Here is a 17704-nt window from a genome sequence, read left to right on the forward strand (position 1 = left end):
CTGAACGTAATGGCCTACTAGGTCTGTATTTATCACGCTTCTTCACGTACAACCCCCTTGGTTCATGCTTTCTGCAAAAGATCATTGTTGCTCGGTGATGACATGTCCATACAGACAGTGCGATGAGATGCACATCACTGGTCATCGATCCCAAGGGTTGGAGGAGCCGCGCCGGCTGGCAGGGGCAGGCCGAAGTCGCTGCGCGCCGCGCATGTGCCGTACGCCAGACGGCGGCCGCCGCGTACACCCGGTCGGTGGGGCGTGGTGCGCCTACGTGAAGAACGGGCCGAGCGGACTGAAGACGACGGGGAGCCGGTACTCCGGTGTAGCGGCCGCCCCAAATCCGCTCGACACCCCGGGCCGCTCGTAGCAGCCTTCCGTCATGGAAGAGACGTGCTGGCCGCTGCGCGGCCTCCGCCTGGCCACTGCCCCGGCTCGAACTGCGGTTGCCTGACTTCGCGTTGCTGGAGGAGTTGGCGCGGTTGGCGTCGGCCGGTGTGCACGGTCCGGCGGAGATGCCCTTCTCCGTGCCCTGGACGAAGGGGTCCCCGGAGGAAGCGGCCCGGTCCGTCTTCCAGTACGTGCTGCGCACGTTCGGCCAGTGGCAGCAGGCGAGTTGGTCGCTGTCGCTGGTGGTGGTCGGGCAGGGGGAGGTCGTGGGTCTCCAGGACCTCATGGCGGAGGACTTCGCCGTCACGGGGGAGGCGTCCACCGGGTCGTGGCTGGGGCTGCGGCACCAGGGGCGGGGCATCGGGACGGAGATGCGGGCCGCCGCGCTGCACCTGGCGTTCGAAGGGCTGGGTGCCCGTGCGGTGACGTCGGCCGCGATGACGGACAACCCGCGTTCGCTCGGCGTCTCCCGCAGGCTCGGCTACCGGGAAGACGGGCTGGAGGTCACCTCGGTGGACGGTCGGCGCCGGGCCCTGCACCGGCTGCGCCTGGACCGGGACGGCTGGGAGCGGCACCGCACGGTGCCCGTCGAGGTGAGCGGGCTGACGGAGTGCCGCAGCCTGTTCGGCTGTTGAGGGCCGGACGGCGGTGAGCCGCAGAGCGGCCGGACGGCGGTGCGCCGTGCGCGGCCCGGCGGCGGGCCCGGGAGGGGTCCGCCGCAGGGCCGCGCGGGCGTCCGGCTACCAGCTGGACTTGCGCACGCCGGGGAGCTGGCCGGCGTGGGCCATCTCGCGGAGGCGGATGCGGGAGAGGCCGAAGGCGCGGTAGGTGCCGCGCGGGCGGCCGTCGACGCTGTCCCGGTTGCGGACGCGGGTGGCGCTGGCGTCACGCGGCTGGCGGTTCAACTCAGCCTGGGCGGCCTGGCGTTCCGCGTCCGGAGTGGCGGGGTTGCGGATGATCGCCTTGAGGGCGGCCCGGCGGGCGGCGTAGCGGGCGACGACGACGCGGCGCTGCTCGTTCTTCGCGATCTTGCTCTTCTTCGCCATGTCGGTCAGACCTTCCCGCCGCGCGCCCGGATGCGGGCCACGGCCTTCTCGATGCCGATGCTGTCCACCGTCTTCAGCCCCTTCGCGCTCAGAGTGAGGCGGACGTGGCGGCCCTCGCTGGGCAGCCAGTAGCGCTTGCGCTGGATGTTGGGGTTGAAGCGGCGCGAGGTGCGCCGGTGGGAGTGCGAGATCTGCTTGCCGAAGCCCGGCTCGCGGCCGGTGAGCTGGCAGTGGGCGGACATGGGAAGGGCTCCTGATCACTAAATGAAAATGGTTGTCGTTTGTGTATAGTACCCGTATGGCCCGCAACGAACTACGCCCGGTGATCAAACTCCGGTCCACTGCCGGCACCGGCTACACCTACGTCACCCGCAAGAACCGCCGGAACGACCCGGACCGCATGGTGCTGCGGAAGTACGACCCACTCGCCCGCCGCCACGTCGCGTTCCGCGAAGAGCGCTGATCAGGAGCCCTTGAGATGAAGCCCGGCATCCACCCGCCGTACCGGCACGTCGTCTTCCGCGACCGCGCCGCCGACTTCGCCTTCCTCACCCGGTCCACCGCCGACAGCGCGCAGACCATCGAGTGGGAGGACGGCAACACCTACCCCGTCATCGACGTCGAGACCTCCTCGGCGAGCCACCCCTTCTACACCGGCACCGCCCGGGTGCTGGACACCGCCGGTCGCGTCGAGCGCTTCGAGCGCCGCTACGCCAGGCGTGAGGCCCGGTGATGCCGGAACCGAACAGCCGGCTCCCCGGCCCGGCGGACGGCCGCCTGCCGGTGGTCGTCGTCGGCGGCCTGCACGCCACCGCCCGCGCCGCCACGGTCGGCACGCTGCTGGAGGCGGTGCCCGGAAGCGTCGCGCTGCACCACGACCTGGCGAGCGCCACCGACGGCTCGGTCCGGCGGGTGGTGCGTGAGAGCCGCGGCGTGCTGGACACCGGGCACGCACCGCTGGTCAACGACTGCGCCTGCTGCGCCCTGCGCGAGGACCTGGTGCCGGAGTTGGAGCGGCTGGCCGCGAGCGACCTGTGCCGGCTGGCCGTCGTGGAGCTGTGGGACTCGGTCGAGCCGCGCGCGATGGCGGAGGTGATCGCCGCGCACAGCGGTGACGGGCTGCGGCTGGCCGGAGTGGTCACGGCGGTGGACCCGGCGCTGGTGCTGCCCTGTCTGGGCAACGGCGACGACCTGGCCGAGGCCGGGCTGGCCGCCGCCGCCACCGACCAGCGGACCGTCGCCGACACCTGGGCGCGGCAGCTGGAGTACCCGGCGGTGCTCACCGTGGTCGACGGTCCGGAGCCGGCCGACGAGGAGGACCTCGCGCTGCTGCACCAGTTGCACCCGACCGCCCGCCAGGTCCGCCTGGACGACCCGGACTTCGTGGCCGCGCTGACCGCGGGCTTCGACGTGGAGTCGGCAGCCGCCCGGCAGCACCCGGCGTGCGCCCTGCTGCCGCAGGCCGCTTCGGCGGACGGCGTCGAGACCTTCGTCTGGCACCAGTTGCGTCCCTTCCACCCGGCCCGCCTCTACGCGGCGCTGGAGGACCTGTGCCGTGCGGCGGCCCGCAGTCGCGGCAGGTTCTGGCTCGCCGACCGGCCCGACACCCTGCTCGCCTGGGACGCCGCGGGCGGCGCGCTGTGCGTGGAGGACGCCGGGCCGTGGCTGGCCTCGCTGCCGGACGCCGCCTGGGAGATGGTGCCCCCGGCGCGTCGTGCGGCTGCCGCGCTCGACTGGCACCCCGAGCACGGCGACCGCAGCCAGCACCTGGTCTTCACCTCGCCGGACCTCGACCGCGAGGGGCTGTGCGAGCTGCTGGACTCCTGCCTGCTCGACGACGAGGAGTACGCGGCCGGCCGGGACGCCTGGAAGTCGCTGCCGCACGCCTTCGACGAGCTGCTCGACCCCGTGGGCTGACCGCACGCCCCGGCCCTCTCCCGGCCCCGGTGACACCAGCCCTACTGGCCCTGTCCCGAGGCCCGACCCCCGACCATCCATCACCCCTCCCGAGGTTCGCCATGTCCCCTCGCGCTGTCTCGCGCAAGCCGCTCAAGCCGCGTCCCAACCCGCTGGACGCCGCGGGTATCACCTACATCGACTACAAGGACACCGATCTGCTGCGGAAGTTCATCTCCGACCGGGGCAAGATCCGCAGCCGCCGGGTGACCCGTGTCACTGCCCAGCAGCAGCGCCAGCTGGCCCGCGCGATCAAGAACGCCCGGGAGATGGCCCTGCTGCCCTACTCCTCCCGGTGACGACCCGGAGCCGGCACCGGAGCAGCCGCGGGGGCGCCGCGGTCACGCCGCCCGCCCGGTGGGGTTCCGCAGCGGAACCCGGGGCGGGCGGCGTGCGTCTCTCCTGTGGGTGAACGCCGCACCCGTTCAACGGCGTTGCGGGACGTGTGCTCGTGGCGCGGTTCGCCGGGTGCGCTGCGTGCGGGGCCGAACCCCCTCGGTGGTGGCCGGCTCTCCGCTCTGACCGGGGGTGATGGCATCACGACTCGCTGTCGTGCACGTGCATCGGCACATGCATCAGCACGTGAACGACGTTATGATCCGGGTTGGTTGGGCAATGAACTACCCGGGAGAGTCCGATGCACCAGGCACACAACGGCATGGCGGCCCAGGACCTCCACGGGGTCACCTGGCAGAAGAGCAGGCACAGCAACTCCCAGGGCACGTGCGTGGAGTTCGCGAAACTGCCCGGCGGGGACGTGGCGGTGCGCAACAGCCGGTTCCCCGACGGTCCGGCGCTCGTCTACACCCCGGCGGAGGTCGAGGCCATGCTGCTGGGCATCAAGGACGGCGAGTTCGACCACCTGATACACGACTGACGCAGCCGTGCGACTGACGCAGTCACGCGCCTGACGCCCGCACGCGCTCGGACACGCCTCGGCCCGGCCCGGAGATCTCCGGGCCGGGCCGAGGCGTGTTCCTGTGCTCAGGAGGGGACCGGGCCCAGGCGGAACAGCGCCCAGACCACCTTGCCCGGCTGCGGTTCTGGCAGCGGCTGCCACCCCCAGCTGTCGCTGAAGGACTCCACCAGGAACAGGCCGCGCCCGGACTCCGCGGTGACGTCGGCGAAGTCCGCGAGTGCCGCGAACGGGTCGGCGTCGTCCAGTGCGGAGATGGGCGGCGTGCGGCTGGGGTCACGGACCGCGCAGACCAGCCGGGACGCCCAGCGCATCAGGTGCAGCCGCACGGGTGCTTCCTGGAAGGCCGGTGCGCAGCCCGGTAGTCCGTGCCGAAGTGCGTTGGTCACCAGTTCGGAGACGACCAGCGTCACCCCGTCGCAGTGTTCCGACAGACCCCAGCCGCCCAGGGTGCTCCGGGTGAAGTCCCGAGCGCTCTGCACGGCCTCGAATCGGGGCGGCAGCGCGCTCGAAGCGGAACTGGAGAGAGCTCCCGGGTCGAGCGGGGGGAGTCCCTGCCATAAAGGCTCGAGCACTGTGGTTCCTTCGGTCCCCATAGCGAGGTTCCCCCTGGCTGTGACGGCAGTGGAGGTCCGTGGCGGACCGGACGGCGGTGCTCACCCGATGGCATCGGGACCCAAACACGTTGACACCGCGTGCACTTGGGCTGCCCCCATGGTTCCCAATGCGAACAACGGATGCAAGGGCAGATGCACGTGCATCTGTAACTTTCGATCGTGTGTAACCGGATGGGCACGCAACGGAGCGCAGAGATGGCAGACTGCTTGTCCATCGGGGCGGGTGTCTGATCAAAAGAGGGGCAATTCCGGTGACAGGCGGAGCGAACGGGACAAGCGGCTCAAGCGGGTCGATGGTGCGCCGGATACTCCTCGGATCCCAGTTGCGACGCCTTCGGGAGTCGCGCGGGGTGACGCGGGAAGCGGCCGGCTACTCGATCCGCGCTTCGGAATCCAAGATCAGCCGAATGGAGCTGGGACGGGTGAGCTTCAAGGCACGAGACGTCGCGGATCTGCTGACGCTGTACGGCGTCACCGACGAAGCGGAACGCGAACCGCTGCTGAATCTGGCGCGGGAGTCGAGCATCGCCGGGTGGTGGCACAGCTACGGCGACGTGCTGCCGTCCTGGTTCCAGACGTACGTCGGCCTGGAGGGCGCCGCCTCCCGGATCGACACCTACGAGGTCCAGTTCGTGCACGGACTGCTCCAGACCGAGGATTACGCGCACGCCGTCGTCGCCAGCGGCCACCGGCGCATGCCCGGCGACGAGATCGACCGCCGGGTGGCGCTGCGCATGGAGCGGCAGAAGTTGCTGCTCCAGGAGACCGCGCCGCACCTGCGCTGCGTGCTCGACGAGGCGGCGCTGCGGCGCCCGTTCGGCAGCCGCGAGATCATGGACGAGCAACTGGAGCACCTGGCGCAGCTCTCCGAGCGGCCCAACGTCACGCTGCAGGTCGTGCCGTTCGACCTCGGCGGGCACCCCGCCGAGAGCGGCGCCTTCACCAAGCTGAGCTTCCCCGAACCGGAGATCCCCGACGTCGTCTACCTGGAGCAGCTCACCGGCTCGCTCTACCTGGACAAGCCGGAGGAGGTCGCCGAGTACACGGGCGTCATGGACCGGCTGTTCAACAACAGCCTCAGTCCGGCGGAGACTCGTGACCGGTTGCTAAGAATCCGTCAACTCGCGTAGAACACAAGTAACATGACGTGCCATCACGAGTCCTCCCAGAGAAGGAATGGCAATGCCCGACTTCGCGGACCTGGCGCTTCAATACATCGACGGTGAATGGCGGCCCGGTTCGGGCTCGTGGGACATCATCGACTTCAACCCGTACAACGGGGAGAAGCTGTGCTCGATCACCGTCGCCACCGCCGAGGAGGTCGACCAGGCCTACCGGGCGGCCGAGCGGGCGCAGCCGGAGTGGGCGGCCACCAACCCCTACACGCGCCGGCTGGTCTTCGAGCGGGCGCTGCGCGTCGTCGAGGAGCGCGAGGAGGAGATAGCCGAGGCGATCGTCGCCGAACTGGGCGGAACACGCACCAAGGCCGGCTTCGAACTGCACCTCGCCAAGGAGTTCCTGCGGGAGTCCGTGCAGTTGGCACTGCGTGCCACGGGGAAGATCATTCCCTCGCCGGTGGACAGCAAGGAGAACCGCGTCTACCAGGTGCCGGTCGGCGTCGTCGGTGTCATCTCCCCGTTCAACTTCCCCTTCCTGCTGTCGCTGAAGTCCGTGGCCCCCGCGCTGGCACTGGGCAACGCGGTCGTGCTCAAGCCGCACCAGAACACCCCGATCTGCGGCGGCTCCCTCGTCGCCAGCATCCTGGAGCAGGCCGGACTGCCCAAGGGCCTGCTGAACGTGGTCATCACCGACATCGCCGAGATCGGTGACGCGCTCATCGAGCACCCGGTGCCCAAGGTCATCTCCTTCACCGGCTCCGACAAGGTGGGACGGCACGTCGCCACGGTCGCCGCCGCCAACTTCAAGCACGCCGTGCTCGAACTGGGCGGCAACAGCGCGCTGATCGTGCTGGACGACGCCGACATCGACTACGCCGTGGACGCGGCCGTCTTCAGCCGTTTCGTCCACCAGGGCCAGGTGTGCATGGCGGCCAACCGGGTCATCGTCGACCGCAGCGTGCAGCAGGAGTTCACCGACAAGTTCGTGGCGAAGGTCTCCACCCTCAAGGTGGGCGACCCGGCGGACCCCTCGACGGTGATCGGCCCGCTCATCAACTCCAGCCAGGTGGAGCGCATCACCTCGCTCGTGGACCAGTGCGTCGAGAGCGGCGCCACCGCGCTGCTGCGCGGCGAGGCGGAAGGCAACCTCGTCTCCCCGTCGGTGCTCACCGACCTGCCCGCCGACTCCCCGGCGCTGCGCGAGGAGATCTTCGGCCCGGTCGCGCTGATCATCCCGGTGGACGGCGAGGACGAGGCCGTCCGGGTCGCCAACGACACTCCCTACGGCCTCAGCGGCGCGGTGCACACCGCCGACACCGACCGGGGTGTGGCCGTCGCGCACCGCATCGAGACCGGCATGATCCACGTCAACGACTCCACCGTCTCCGACGAGCCGATCGTGCCGTTCGGCGGCGAGAAGCACTCCGGTCTGGGCCGCCTCAACGGCGACCACTTCGTGCAGGCGTTCACCACCACCAAGTGGATCGCCATCCAGCACGGCCGCAGCGGCTTCCCCTTCTGACCCACGCCCACCGGCCACCCCTCGCCACACCCTCCGCGGCCCGTCCGGGCCGGCCCCACCGTGGGCCGCCGGGCGGGCCGTCGGCATGTTCCGGCCGGTCCCGGGGCGGTAGAGGACAGAAACCGTCCTCTACCGCCCGTAGCGTTGTCCTCAGCGAGAAGGGGTCGGAACATCCGGCTCCCGTGAACCGCGAGAGGTGAGACCTGTGCCCACTCCCGTATCCCCCGAGGCCCGTGGCGGCGAGCGCGAAGCCCTGCTGGGCTACCTGGAGGCCCAGCGCGGCGGCCTGCGCCGGGCACTGTCCGGACTCACCGAGGCCCAGGCCCGCAGCGTGCCCAGCGCCAGCGCGCTGTCCGTGGCCGGAGTCGTCAAGCACGTGATGGAGGGCGAACGCGGCTGGATTCGCACGATGCGCGGTGAGCCGCTCGACTACAGCGACCCGGCGACGCTTGCGTCCTGGGAGAACAGCTTCCGGCTGACCGAGGACGAGTCGGTGGCATCGGTGCTGGCGCGCTACGAGGAGGTCGCCGCTGAGACCGAGGCAGCCGTGCGGGCGCTCGACTGCATGGACGACCTGTTCGACCTGCCGTCCGCGCCCTGGGACGAGGGCGGGCCGCGCACCTGGCGGTGGGGACTGCTGCACCTCATCGAGGAGGCGGCCCGGCACGCGGGCCACGCCGACGTGATCCGGGAGTCCGTCGACGGCAAGGGCGCGTTCGACCTGATAGAGGGCGCCGACAAGTGGACGGCGGCGGAGCACAGCCCCGCAGCGGGCTGAGGGCTTGCAGGGAAGCGGCACCGCGCTTCCCTGCAAGCCCCTGGTTCACGTGCGACACCTGCGGATCAGCTGTAGCTGACGCCGAACTGCCGGGTGGTGAAGTCCAGTCCGCCGGCCGAGGAGGTGATCTCGTAGCCGAACTGGACGTCGCCGATGGGCTCGTTCGACCTGATCCAGCCCCGGCCGGCGATCCAGCGCAGGACGGACAGGACGTCCACGCTGGCGGCGGAGGTGTGGGAGGTCCGCAGGAAGGAGTAGACGTTGTTGTGGCCGTTGCTGCCCCGGTAGACGTCCCACGTGTGGCCGCCGACGCTGACGCGGGTCTGGTACGTCCCCAGGGGGCCGACCGGGCCGTGCCAGTTCATCCAGAGCATGATCTCGTGGTTGTAGCTGGTGTCCCAGATGTCGTAGGCGGTGGCATACGCGCCGGCCTGGGGGACGGACACGTCGAAGTTGCTGTTGAGTGACGAGAGTTGGTTCAGGTTGCGGTTCACCACGCGCTTGGCGTTGGGGTAGGACTTGATCCCGCCGGTGTTGGGGTGGTTGGCCCATGTACCCCAGTTGCTGTGGCTGTTGGCCCACATGGACTGGTACCCGGCGCCGGAGCCCCAGATGTTGTTGTAGAGGGTGTAACCCCCGGTGCTCCACTGGCCCCACTTGTCACTGGTCGACCAGGTGGCGGCGTGCGCGGGGGACATGGACACCCCGAAGAGCACCGCCAGGGCGAGCAGGGGGGTCAGGAGTCTGAGGAAGGTCCTGCGGGCAGTGCGTTTCACCATGGGTGCCTCTCCTTGGTCGGTCCCGCCGCGCGGGACGCTGTGGGGGTCGGGCCGAGCACCAGGACCGTCGTTCGGACCGGGTGGGGGTGGGGGTCCGGCGGAGTGGGAAGCCCGGTCGTGCGAAGCGGTGTTGGGCCCGTTCGCCACCGCGTCGCTCTGAGCCTGGTCAGGACTGACGGGATGCTCCGCGCGCGGTCTGCCTGGCACGGAACGAGTAGTCGAAGCGCTTCGATCCGTGAGAGTAGAACTCCGCGGCAGGTCGCACAAGCCCTGCGGCACACATTCGGATGAGTGGATTCCGCCTTCGGCCGGGCAGGTGGCACACCGCACGTGCCAAGCGCAATCGCACAGCCCTCGCGCCGCCCGCCCGGCGCTCGTGTTCGAAGCGCTTCGAGGATCGCTTTCGTGGATCGCTTCGCGGATCGAGCGGCCGCCGGCAACCTGCTCGTCCCCGGCTTGCCCGCGCCCCGGAGTCGGCGGCCCGGACCGCCGGCGCGCGTCGGCGTGAGGGGGTCCGTCGCGTGGGCCGTGGGGCACGGACCCGCCGGGCCCGCGTAGTCGCCGCACCCGCAGCGTCTACGCTGGGCGACGAGACGACGTGGGTGACGCGAGTGATGCGGGAAGCGGAGAGAAGGCCGATGTCAGCGATCCGGCTGCTGGTACTGGGGGCGGTCCGCCAGCACGGTCGCGCGCACGGCTACATGGTCCGCAACGATCTTGAGTTCTGGGGCGCCCACGAGTGGTCCACGGCCAAGCCCGGATCGATCTACCACGCGCTCAAGCAACTGGCGAAACAGGGCCTGTTGACGGCCTACGACGTAGCGCCGAGCACCGCGGGCGGACCGCCGCGGACCGAGTACGAGCTGACCGGGGCGGGGGAGCGGGAGTTCGGCGCACTGCTGCGGCACGCGCTCACCGCCGTGGACGAGAAGCCGGACATGCTGACCTCGGGCGTGGGCTTCCTGGTCGACCTGCCGCGTGCGGAGGCGATCACCCTGCTCAAGGCGCGCCTCGCCGCGTTGGAGGCGTGGCGCGCGGAGGTAATCACGCACTGGACGCCGCCCGGCTCCACTCCGGCGGAGTGGGGCCACATCGGCGAGATCATGCAGCTGTGGGTGCACACCGCCGACAGCGGCATGCAGTGGACCCGCGGCCTGATCGAGCGGCTGGAGAACGGTGCCTACGTGATGGCCGGCGAGGGGGAGCGGGAAGTCACAGTCCTGGCCGAAGGCCGGCCCAACCCCTTCACCGCCGGGTGACGACTGCCGGATGACGACTGCCGGATGACGACCGCCGGGTGACGACCGCCGGGTGGCGTTCTCGGCGTGCGGTCGGCCTCAGCTGCCCGTGAGCGACAGCTTCGCGGCGAAGCCGAGGAACGCCGTGCCGGCGGCGGCCGAGGCGCCCGCCTGGAGCTTGCGGCGGCGGCGGAAAGCGGCGGCCAGCCGGGTTCCGGTGAAGATCAGCACAGACAGGTAGACGATGCTGAACAGCTGCGCCCAGGCGCCCAGTGCCGCGAAGGACAGTGCGGGGTAGGGGTAGGCCGGGTCGACGAACTGCACGAAGAACGACACGAAGAAGAGGATGGCCTTCGGGTTCAGCAGGCTCGCCAGGAGCGCCCGGCGGTAGGGCCGCTCGGCGACGCCACCCGCAGGCGCCCGGGAACCGGCCGGCGCGGACGCCTCGGCACCGGACGCCTCGGCACCGGACGGTGCCTCCAGCGTGGTGGCGACCGCCGCCGCGCGACGCCGCCACAGCCCCCACGCGGCACGCAGCATGCCCACCGCGAGCCAGGTCAGGTAGCCGGCGCCTGCGTACTTGACCACGGAGAACGCGACCGGGCTGGCCTGGAGCAGCGAGGCCACGCCGCCCGCCGAGAGCACCATCAGCACGGCGTCGCCGCAGAGCACCCCGCCCGCCGCGCGGTACCCGGCACGCACGCCCAGGCGGGCCGCCACGGAAACCACGTACAGCGAGTTCGGCCCCGGCAGCAGGATGATCAGGGCCAGGCCCACCAGGTAGGTGGGCAGGTCGGTTATTCCCAGCATGCGCGCATGGTCGCATGTCGACGGCCTGTGGCGACACGCGGTTTCGCTACGCGGTCGTCATGTAATCAAGTTTGACCACTGCGCTGGTGCGGCGTACCCTCCGGTAGTGCTAGTCAAGCTTGACTACGTGGAGGAACGCGGGCGTGGTAGGGAGCGGCGGAGTGCGAGCGGACGGCAGCGGGAGTTCCGGCAGGAGCGGGGCGGCGGTGGTCACCGTCGAGGGGCTGTGCAAGGACTACGGCAGGAGGAGGGCCCTGGACGGACTCGACCTGGAGGTGCGCCGCGGCAGTGTGCACGGCGTGCTGGGGCCCAACGGCGCGGGCAAGACCACCGCGGTGCGGGTGCTCACCACGCTGCTGCGCCCCACCTCGGGGACGGCGACGGTGGCGGGCCACGACGTGGTCAGGAAACCGGACGAGGTGCGCTGCCGGATCGGGCTCGTCGGCCAGCACGCCGCCGTCGACGAGCAGCTGAGCGGCCGGCAGAACCTCGACCTGTTCGGGCGGCTGCACCACCTGGGCGGCCGGGCCGCCGCCCGGCGCGCCGCGGAACTGCTGGAGCTGTTCGAGCTGGGCGACACCGGCACGCTGCCCGTCTCCGGCTACAGCGGCGGCATGCGCAGGCGGCTCGACCTCGCCGCGTCCCTGGTCACGGCCCCCGAGGTGCTGTTCCTCGACGAGCCCACCACCGGGCTCGACCCGCGCGGGCGCACCGAGGTCTGGAACGCGGTGCGCACCCTCGTCACCGGCGGCACGTCCGTCCTGCTCACCACGCAGTACTTGGAGGAGGCCGATCAGCTGGCCGACCACGTCTCCGTCCTCGACCGCGGGCGCCGGGTCGCCGACGGCACACCCGCCGACCTGAAGGCCCGGCTCGGCGCCGACCACCTGGACGTCGTCGTGCGCGACGCCGCCCGGCTCGACGCCGCCGCAGCCGCGCTGCGGGCGGCGACCGGCGCCGCCGAGGTCCGCACCGACCACGACCGGCGCCTGGCCAGCGCGCCCGTCACCGACCGGACGGCCGCCCTCGCGGCCACCCTGCGGCACCTGGAGGCCGCCGGGATCGGTGCGGACGGCATCGACGACATCGCCCTGCGCCGCCCGACGCTCGACGAGGTCTTCCTGCACCTCACCGACCGGCCCGATCCCGGCGACCGGCCCGACCCAAGCGACCGGCCCGACCACAGCGAGGAGCCCAGCGCCGCATGAGTACACCACCGACCGCATCCACCGCCACCGCGGCCGGCCCCGCCGCCGTCACCGCGACGGCCGCGGCCCGCCCCGGGGCCGTCCGCGTCCCCGTCCCGCCCCGCACGCCCGCCGCCCGGCTCGCCCGCCTGCTGACCGACTCCCTCACCATGACCCGGCGCGGTGTCGCCCGCTGGGCGCGCCAGCCCGCGGAACTCCTCGTGGGGCTGCTGTTCCCGGTGCTGATGCTGGTGATGTTCGCCTACTTCATCGGCGGCGGCATGGCCGTCGAAGGCGGCTCCTACCAGGAGTTCCTGGTGCCCGGCATGCTGGTGGTGACCGTCGCCTTCGGCTTGGAGAACACGATGGTCGCCCTCACCCAGGAACTCGACCGGGGCATCGTCGACCGGTTCCGGTCGATGCCCATCGCCCCGTCCTCGGTGCTGGTCGGCCGCAGCCTGCTCGACATGGCCGCGTCCGCCGCCGCGCTGGTGGTCATGGTCGGTGCCGGTCTCGCCATCGGCTGGCGCTGGCACGGCTCCCTCGGCGCCGCCGCCGCCGGGCTCGGGCTGCTGCTCCTGCTGCGGTTCGCCATGCTCTGGGTCGGCATCCATCTGGCGCTCGTCGCCGGGCGGCCCGAGCTGGTGTCCGCCGTGCAGATCCTCGTCTGGCCGGTGGCGTTCCTCTCCAGCGCCTTCACCTCGCCGGACACGATGCCCGGCTGGATGGGCGCCGTCGCCGAGTGGAACCCGCTCTCGGCGACCGCCACCGCGCTGCGCGACCTGTTCGGCAACCCGCAGTGGCACGACGGCGGCTCCTGGGCCACCGAGCACGCCGTGCCGCTGGCCGTGGTGTGGCCGCTGGTCCTGCTGGCCGTCTTCGCCCCGCTCGCCGTCCGCCGCTACCGCGGCCTGGGCGACTGACGCAACCGCCGGGTCCGGCCCGACCGGCCGGACCCGGCCGCGCCCGCTGGGCGGGACGTCCGGCAGACGTGCGTCCGGCGGTGAGGCAGACGTGCCTCAGACGCGGGCGTGGCGGCGGCGCTGCTGCTGGTCGGGCTCCGCCGACCGCTTCATGCGGTGCTCCACGACGATCACGACCGCCACGATGGCGAAGCCCAGCGCCATCAGGGCGAACGTGAGTGGCGCGGCGTCGCCGGGGGCGAAGAGGTTGCGGTCCTCGTCCTGCCACGGCCACAGCGCCCGCACCGAGCCGGCCATCAGGCCCGTCATCACCACCAGTGTCAGGTGGTGGTAGTTCTCCAGCAGCCACTTCAGCACCTTGACGAACAGCGCCAGGCCCACCAGGCAGCCCAGGCCGAAGGAGCCCAGCAGCACCAGGTCGCGTTCGTTGGCGGCCTCGATGACGGGCTCGTACAGGCCCATCGTCAGCAGCAGGAACGATCCCGAAAGGCCCGGCAGCACCAGCGCGCAGATCGCCACCGACCCACCGAGGAACACCGTCAGCGGGCTGACCGGCGCCTGCGAGGGCGGCATGCCGGTCAGGACGAACGCGGCCACTCCCACCGCCAGGGCCACGGCGTAGTTCGGGCCCGTCCACCGCTGTCCGGAGTGGGTGTACGGCACCCACAGGGACGCCAGCACCAGGCCGAAGAACAACGCGTAGGCGTACTGCGTGTGGCTCTCCACCAGTGGGGCGACCAGCTTGGCGCCCAGCACGAGCGCCGCCGCCATGCCGACCAGCAGCGGCAGCAGCACACCCCAGTCGACCCGGCGCAGCTCGGCGCCCGCCCGGGAACCGCCTCTGCCGCGCGGCAGGTCGGTGACCGCGTAGCGCACGGCGGTCGTGATGTAGCCGGCACCGCCGATCAGCTTCTCGTACACGCCCACGATGAGCGCGACGGTGCCGCCGCTGATTCCTGGCACCACCTCCGCGGCGCCGATGAGCGAACCGCGGAACGCGTTGAACACACGGGTGCCGACCGTATTCGCCATGATCTCCTGTTTCCCCGGGACTCCGTCAGGCGGTGAATCGCCCCTCATCCTATGCTTCGCGTGGGACGCGTCTGCGGGGGTGCGAAAGCCCTCGCCGGGGCACACGTGGCTGCGGATCAGCCAAGCGGAAGGAGAAGCGGAAGTCGTGGTCGGGGACCCGCAGCGGAACGGCAGCAGGACCGGCGCCTCGGACACCGAGAGCGCCGGAGAGCACACGGACGGCAAGCCGGCGTCCGACGAGGCGCACAGCGCGTTCAGCCACCCGCTGGGCATGCCGCTGCCGCCCATCCCGGAGGACGAGCATCCGACCTCGGAGTTCGCCGTCCCGCAGGGTGTGCGCACCCAGCCGGTCGAGACGCACAGCAGCGCCTTCCACTTCACGCCCGCGCAGGGCATCCCCATGGTCACGTCGCTCGTCAAGGGCAACGCGCCATGGCAGGACCGGATGCGCACCATGGTCCGGCTGCCGCTGGCGGAACGTCCCGCCCCCGAGCGGGCGGCACGGGTCGAGGACGACTCCGGGCCGTCCGTGCCGCGTGTGCTGGACCTCACACTGCGTATCGGGGAGCTGCTGCTCGCCGGCGGTGAGGGCGCCGAGGACGTCGAGGCGGCCATGTTCGGCGTCGCGCACGCCTACGGCCTCGACCGCTGCGAGCCGACGGTCACCTTCACGCTGCTGTCCATCACGCACCAGCCGTCGCTGGTCGACGACCCGGTGACGCTCAGCCGTACCGTGCGCCGCCGCGGCACCGACTACACCCGGTTGGCCGCCGTCTACCGGCTGGTCGCCGACGTCACGTCCGGCGACGTCACGCTGGAGGAGTCCTACGGCCGGCTGGCGGAGATCCGGCGAAACCGGCACCCCTACTCCAAGGGGGTGCTGTCGCTGGCCAGCGGACTGCTGGCAGGCGCCGCCGCCACGCTCGTCGGCGGTGGCCCGATCGTGTTCGTGCTGGCGGCGGTCGGCGCGATCCTCGGTGACCGGTTGGCGTGGATGTTCGCCAGCCGCGGGCTGCCGGAGTTCTACCAGTTCGTCGCCGCGGCCATGCCGCCCGCCGCGATCGGCGTCTCGGTGGTGCTCGTCCAGCACCCGCTGCTGGACGGCATCCGGGCCTCCGCCGTCATCACCGGCGGCCTGTTCGCGCTGATCCCCGGACGGGCGCTGGTCGCAGCGGTGCACGACGGGCTCACCGGCTTCTACATCACCGCCTCCGCCCGCCTGCTGGAAGTGGTCTACCTCATCGTCGGCATCGTCAGCGGCGTGCTGGCGATCCTCTACATCGGCGACCAGTTCGGCGCCGAGCTCAACCCCGAGGGCACCTTCAGCGTCGAACGCCCGGTCACCCAGCTGCTCGCGGCCATGACGCTGGCGCTGGCCTTCTGCGTGCTGCTCCAGCAGGAGCGGTCCACGGTGGTGTGGGCGACGCTCAACGGCGGCGTCGCCTGGCTGGTCTTCGGCGCGCTCGCCCACACCGGCAACATGGACCCCGTCCCGGCCACGGTCGCCGCCGCCGGACTGGTCGGCCTCTTCGGGCAGCTCATGTCCCGCTACCAGTTCGTGTCCGCCCTGCCGTACATCACCGCGGCCATCGGCCCGCTGCTGCCCGGTAGCGCGACCTACTTCGGTCTGCTCGGCCTCGCCCAGGGCCACATGGACGACGGCTTCCAGTACCTGGCCAGGGCCGCCGCGCTGGCGCTGGCCATCGCCATCGGAGTGAACCTCGGCGGTGAGCTGGCGCGGCTGTTCATCAAGTCGCCCGGCCGCGAGACCCCCCTGCCGGGCCGCCGCTCCGCCAAGCGCACCCGCGGCTTCTGACCCCGACCGGCCGAGCGGGTCAGCCGCGGCCCAGCTCGACCTCGACGAGAGGGGCCGTGGACTGGCTCGGACCAGGGAGTCGATCAGACGGCCGGACGCGGTTCCCCGGCTCGCAGCCCGCGTGCGAGCCGGCCGAGCAGCACCGCGTTGAAGAGGCCGCACAGGGCCGCGCCCATCGCGAAGGCCAGAGGGCTGAGCCAGCTGAGCGGGGAGTACTCCACCGGTAGTGACACCAGGATGGCGAGGAAGCTGAGGGGCGCTGTGGCCATGAGCGGCCAGATGCCGGCGAACCCCGGGTCCTGCCGCACGTACGCGGCGAACAGGAAGAACCCCAGCGATGCCGCAACGACCGCGAGGTAGCCCCGGGCGAGCCAGTTGTCCACCGCGGGCGCCAGCAGGACCCGCAGGCGGGAGCGTCCGGAACGTGCTGTGCCCGCGCCCTCCTCGGTGGAGGGGGCAAGGGCGCCGGGGAGCGGGTCGTGTGCTCCGGGCGGCGCGGTGCCCGCACTCCTCGCGACGAGGGCCCCCAGCACGGAGGCGTTCACGAGCGCACACAGCAGGAGTTGAAGGAGCCAGAAGCCCGTGGCCAGCGCCTCGACCGCCCCGCCGCCCTGGGTGCCGGGGCCGAAGGGGAGGAACAACCCCAGGAAGGAGAGGGGCGCCGTGAGCATCAACGGGTCCGGGAGGAAGCTGCTCTCCGGCAGGAGGAACATGGCCGCCACGGAGACGGCGAAGACAGCCAGGTAGCCCCGGGCGAGCCAGTTGTCCGTGGCGAGCGCAAGCAACTTGCGCAGGCGTGGGAGGCGGCGCGAGCGGGAGGCATGCGGCATGGGCGGGGTTCCTTCGGGTCGGTCCAGGCTGGTCGTGACCAAGGATGGGCCGACACGGCACATGCAGGCATGAGTACCGGTACTCACCGGTAGGGACCGATTCCGATGCCGGTTCGCGGCGCCCACGGGCAGCGCCGCGCCCCCGTCCGCAGCGGACGGGGGCGCGGCGCTGCCCGTGCGACGGGTGCCGGACGGCTCAGTGGCTGCCGCCGCTGGCCTCCAGGCGCTTCACGGAGTTCTCCACCTCGGCCTCGGCCTCGACCCGGCCGACCCAGTTGGCGCCCTCGACGGACTTGCCGGGCTCCAGGTCCTTGTAGACCTCGAAGAAGTGCTGGATCTCCAGCCGGTCGAACTCCGACACGTGGTGGATGTCACGGAGGTGCTCCACCCGCGGGTCGGACGCCGGGACGCACAGCAGCTTGTCGTCGCCGCCGGCCTCGTCCGTCATCCGGAACATGCCGATCGCGCGGCACTTGATGATGCAACCGGGAAACGTCGGCTCCTCCAGGAGCACGAGCGCGTCCAGCGGGTCGCCGTCCTCGCCCAGGGTGCCGTCGACGAAACCGTAGTCGGCCGGGTAGACGGTCGAAGTGAAGAGGTGACGGTCCAGACGGATACGTCCGGTCTCGTGGTCCACCTCGTACTTGTTCCGCGAACCCTTCGGGATCTCGATGGTGACGTCGAACTCCAAGGGAGGCTCCTCCGTGATCAACACATGTGTCTGGTGGTTAAGTGTCCCCCACGCC

At 71.3% G+C, this 17704-nt stretch carries 21 protein-coding genes; 13 read left to right on the forward strand and 8 right to left on the reverse strand.

The window, feature by feature from the left end; genetic code table 11:
- Positions 1-446 precede the first annotated feature (446 nt).
- Positions 447-1025, forward strand: a complete 579-nt coding sequence (locus QNO07_RS02385; protein WP_349636800.1) for a GNAT family N-acetyltransferase — start codon at positions 447-449, stop codon at positions 1023-1025.
- 105 nt (positions 1026-1130) lie between these two features.
- Here QNO07_RS02385 and rpsN read toward each other — a convergent pair whose 3' ends face one another.
- Positions 1131-1436 (reverse strand): 30S ribosomal protein S14, encoded by a 306-nt coding sequence (rpsN, locus tag QNO07_RS02390; RefSeq protein ID WP_283989683.1) that lies wholly within the window; start codon positions 1434-1436, stop codon positions 1131-1133.
- 5 nt (positions 1437-1441) lie between these two features.
- Positions 1442-1678 (reverse strand): 50S ribosomal protein L28, encoded by a 237-nt coding sequence (rpmB, locus tag QNO07_RS02395; protein ID WP_283989684.1) that lies wholly within the window; start codon positions 1676-1678, stop codon positions 1442-1444.
- A gap of 56 nt (positions 1679-1734) precedes the next feature.
- On the opposite strand from rpmB, the gene rpmG reads away from it, so the two are divergent.
- From rpmG to QNO07_RS02420, 5 genes are all read left to right on the forward strand, one after another.
- Complete coding sequence (gene rpmG, locus QNO07_RS02400) at positions 1735-1899, forward strand: 50S ribosomal protein L33 (protein WP_283989686.1); 165 nt, start codon at positions 1735-1737, stop codon at positions 1897-1899.
- A 15-nt stretch (positions 1900-1914) separates the two neighbouring features.
- Positions 1915-2169, forward strand: a complete 255-nt coding sequence (locus QNO07_RS02405) for a type B 50S ribosomal protein L31 (RefSeq protein WP_283989688.1) — start codon at positions 1915-1917, stop codon at positions 2167-2169.
- Positions 2169-3353, forward strand: a complete 1185-nt coding sequence (locus tag QNO07_RS02410; RefSeq protein ID WP_283989689.1) for a CobW family GTP-binding protein — start codon at positions 2169-2171, stop codon at positions 3351-3353. Before QNO07_RS02405 ends, QNO07_RS02410 begins: the two co-directional genes overlap by 1 nt.
- 101 nt (positions 3354-3454) lie before the next feature.
- Positions 3455-3691, forward strand: a complete 237-nt coding sequence (rpsR, locus tag QNO07_RS02415; protein WP_283989691.1) for a 30S ribosomal protein S18 — start codon at positions 3455-3457, stop codon at positions 3689-3691.
- 338 nt (positions 3692-4029) lie between these two features.
- Entirely contained in the window at positions 4030-4269 is a 240-nt protein-coding gene (locus tag QNO07_RS02420; RefSeq protein ID WP_283989693.1) for a DUF397 domain-containing protein, read from the forward strand.
- 107 nt (positions 4270-4376) lie between these two features.
- On the opposite strand, the gene QNO07_RS02425 is transcribed toward QNO07_RS02420, so the two are convergent.
- A complete protein-coding gene (locus QNO07_RS02425) occupies positions 4377-4904 on the reverse strand; it encodes an ATP-binding protein (protein WP_283989694.1) in 528 nt (175 codons plus the stop codon).
- A gap of 314 nt (positions 4905-5218) precedes the next feature.
- On the opposite strand from QNO07_RS02425, the gene QNO07_RS02430 reads away from it, so the two are divergent.
- The 3 genes from QNO07_RS02430 (at position 5219) to QNO07_RS02440 (ending at position 8343) form a co-directional block, all read left to right on the forward strand.
- Positions 5219-6055: a Sco1979 family transcriptional regulator gene (locus tag QNO07_RS02430; protein ID WP_283990043.1), complete on the forward strand. Its 837-nt coding sequence runs from the start codon at positions 5219-5221 to the stop codon at positions 6053-6055.
- A gap of 52 nt (positions 6056-6107) precedes the next feature.
- The gene (locus tag QNO07_RS02435) at positions 6108-7565 is read left to right on the forward strand and encodes an aldehyde dehydrogenase family protein (RefSeq protein WP_283989695.1); all 1458 of its coding nucleotides are present in this window, start codon (positions 6108-6110) and stop codon (positions 7563-7565) included.
- Between the two features lie 205 nt (positions 7566-7770).
- Entirely contained in the window at positions 7771-8343 is a 573-nt protein-coding gene (locus QNO07_RS02440) for a DinB family protein (RefSeq protein WP_283989697.1), read from the forward strand.
- 65 nt (positions 8344-8408) lie between these two features.
- On the opposite strand, the gene QNO07_RS02445 is transcribed toward QNO07_RS02440, so the two are convergent.
- Entirely contained in the window at positions 8409-9122 is a 714-nt protein-coding gene (locus tag QNO07_RS02445; protein WP_283989698.1) for a GH12 family glycosyl hydrolase domain-containing protein, read from the reverse strand.
- A gap of 638 nt (positions 9123-9760) precedes the next feature.
- Here QNO07_RS02445 and QNO07_RS02450 point away from each other — a divergent pair.
- Positions 9761-10381, forward strand: a complete 621-nt coding sequence (locus tag QNO07_RS02450; protein WP_283989699.1) for a PadR family transcriptional regulator — start codon at positions 9761-9763, stop codon at positions 10379-10381.
- A gap of 78 nt (positions 10382-10459) precedes the next feature.
- Here the strand turns inward: QNO07_RS02450 and leuE are convergent, their stop codons facing one another.
- A complete protein-coding gene (gene leuE / locus QNO07_RS02455; protein WP_283989700.1) occupies positions 10460-11170 on the reverse strand; it encodes a leucine efflux protein LeuE in 711 nt (236 codons plus the stop codon).
- A 206-nt stretch (positions 11171-11376) separates the two neighbouring features.
- Between leuE and QNO07_RS02460 the strand changes: the two genes are divergently transcribed.
- Positions 11377-12378 (forward strand): ATP-binding cassette domain-containing protein, encoded by a 1002-nt coding sequence (locus QNO07_RS02460; protein ID WP_283989701.1) that lies wholly within the window; start codon positions 11377-11379, stop codon positions 12376-12378.
- Positions 12375-13280 carry an ABC transporter permease gene (locus QNO07_RS02465; protein WP_502961755.1) on the forward strand — a complete coding sequence of 302 codons (906 nt, stop codon included), beginning with the start codon at positions 12375-12377 and terminating at the stop codon, positions 13278-13280. The genes QNO07_RS02460 and QNO07_RS02465 overlap by 4 nt, the downstream gene beginning before the upstream one ends.
- A 96-nt stretch (positions 13281-13376) precedes the next feature.
- Here QNO07_RS02465 and QNO07_RS02470 read toward each other — a convergent pair whose 3' ends face one another.
- Entirely contained in the window at positions 13377-14312 is a 936-nt protein-coding gene (locus tag QNO07_RS02470; protein ID WP_283989703.1) for a DUF368 domain-containing protein, read from the reverse strand.
- Positions 14313-14457: 145 nt separating this feature from the next.
- Between QNO07_RS02470 and QNO07_RS02475 the strand changes: the two genes are divergently transcribed.
- The gene (locus tag QNO07_RS02475; RefSeq protein ID WP_283989704.1) at positions 14458-16128 is read left to right on the forward strand and encodes a threonine/serine exporter family protein; all 1671 of its coding nucleotides are present in this window, start codon (positions 14458-14460) and stop codon (positions 16126-16128) included.
- Between the two features lie 83 nt (positions 16129-16211).
- Here the strand turns inward: QNO07_RS02475 and QNO07_RS02480 are convergent, their stop codons facing one another.
- Both QNO07_RS02480 and QNO07_RS02485 read right to left on the reverse strand, forming a co-directional pair.
- Complete coding sequence (locus tag QNO07_RS02480; protein ID WP_283989705.1) at positions 16212-16958, reverse strand: SCO4225 family membrane protein; 747 nt, start codon at positions 16956-16958, stop codon at positions 16212-16214.
- 196 nt (positions 16959-17154) lie between these two features.
- Positions 17155-17649 carry an inorganic diphosphatase gene (locus QNO07_RS02485; RefSeq protein WP_283989706.1) on the reverse strand — a complete coding sequence of 165 codons (495 nt, stop codon included), beginning with the start codon at positions 17647-17649 and terminating at the stop codon, positions 17155-17157.
- Positions 17650-17704: the final 55 nt, after the last annotated feature.

This window comes from Streptomyces sp. 549, from assembly GCF_030124175.1.
GTDB lineage: Bacteria > Actinomycetota > Actinomycetes > Streptomycetales > Streptomycetaceae > Streptomyces.

Coding starts and splice junctions, on each gene's coding strand:
- rpmG (WP_283989686.1), top strand. CDS start 1,735: ATGGCCCGCAACGAACTACGCCCGGTGATCAAACTCCGGTCCACTGCC.
- rpsN (WP_283989683.1), bottom strand. CDS start 1,436: ATGGCGAAGAAGAGCAAGATCGCGAAGAACGAGCAGCGCCGCGTCGTC.
- leuE (WP_283989700.1), bottom strand. CDS start 11,170: ATGCTGGGAATAACCGACCTGCCCACCTACCTGGTGGGCCTGGCCCTG.
- QNO07_RS02470 (WP_283989703.1), bottom strand. CDS start 14,312: ATGGCGAATACGGTCGGCACCCGTGTGTTCAACGCGTTCCGCGGTTCG.
- rpmB (WP_283989684.1), bottom strand. CDS start 1,678: ATGTCCGCCCACTGCCAGCTCACCGGCCGCGAGCCGGGCTTCGGCAAG.
- rpsR (WP_283989691.1), top strand. CDS start 3,455: ATGTCCCCTCGCGCTGTCTCGCGCAAGCCGCTCAAGCCGCGTCCCAAC.
- QNO07_RS02445 (WP_283989698.1), bottom strand. CDS start 9,122: ATGGTGAAACGCACTGCCCGCAGGACCTTCCTCAGACTCCTGACCCCC.
- QNO07_RS02465 (WP_502961755.1), top strand. CDS start 12,375: ATGAGTACACCACCGACCGCATCCACCGCCACCGCGGCCGGCCCCGCC.
- QNO07_RS02450 (WP_283989699.1), top strand. CDS start 9,761: ATGTCAGCGATCCGGCTGCTGGTACTGGGGGCGGTCCGCCAGCACGGT.
- QNO07_RS02420 (WP_283989693.1), top strand. CDS start 4,030: ATGCACCAGGCACACAACGGCATGGCGGCCCAGGACCTCCACGGGGTC.
- QNO07_RS02405 (WP_283989688.1), top strand. CDS start 1,915: ATGAAGCCCGGCATCCACCCGCCGTACCGGCACGTCGTCTTCCGCGAC.
- QNO07_RS02430 (WP_283990043.1), top strand. CDS start 5,219: ATGGTGCGCCGGATACTCCTCGGATCCCAGTTGCGACGCCTTCGGGAG.
- QNO07_RS02410 (WP_283989689.1), top strand. CDS start 2,169: ATGCCGGAACCGAACAGCCGGCTCCCCGGCCCGGCGGACGGCCGCCTG.
- QNO07_RS02425 (WP_283989694.1), bottom strand. CDS start 4,904: ATGGGGACCGAAGGAACCACAGTGCTCGAGCCTTTATGGCAGGGACTC.
- QNO07_RS02435 (WP_283989695.1), top strand. CDS start 6,108: ATGCCCGACTTCGCGGACCTGGCGCTTCAATACATCGACGGTGAATGG.
- QNO07_RS02480 (WP_283989705.1), bottom strand. CDS start 16,958: ATGCCGCATGCCTCCCGCTCGCGCCGCCTCCCACGCCTGCGCAAGTTG.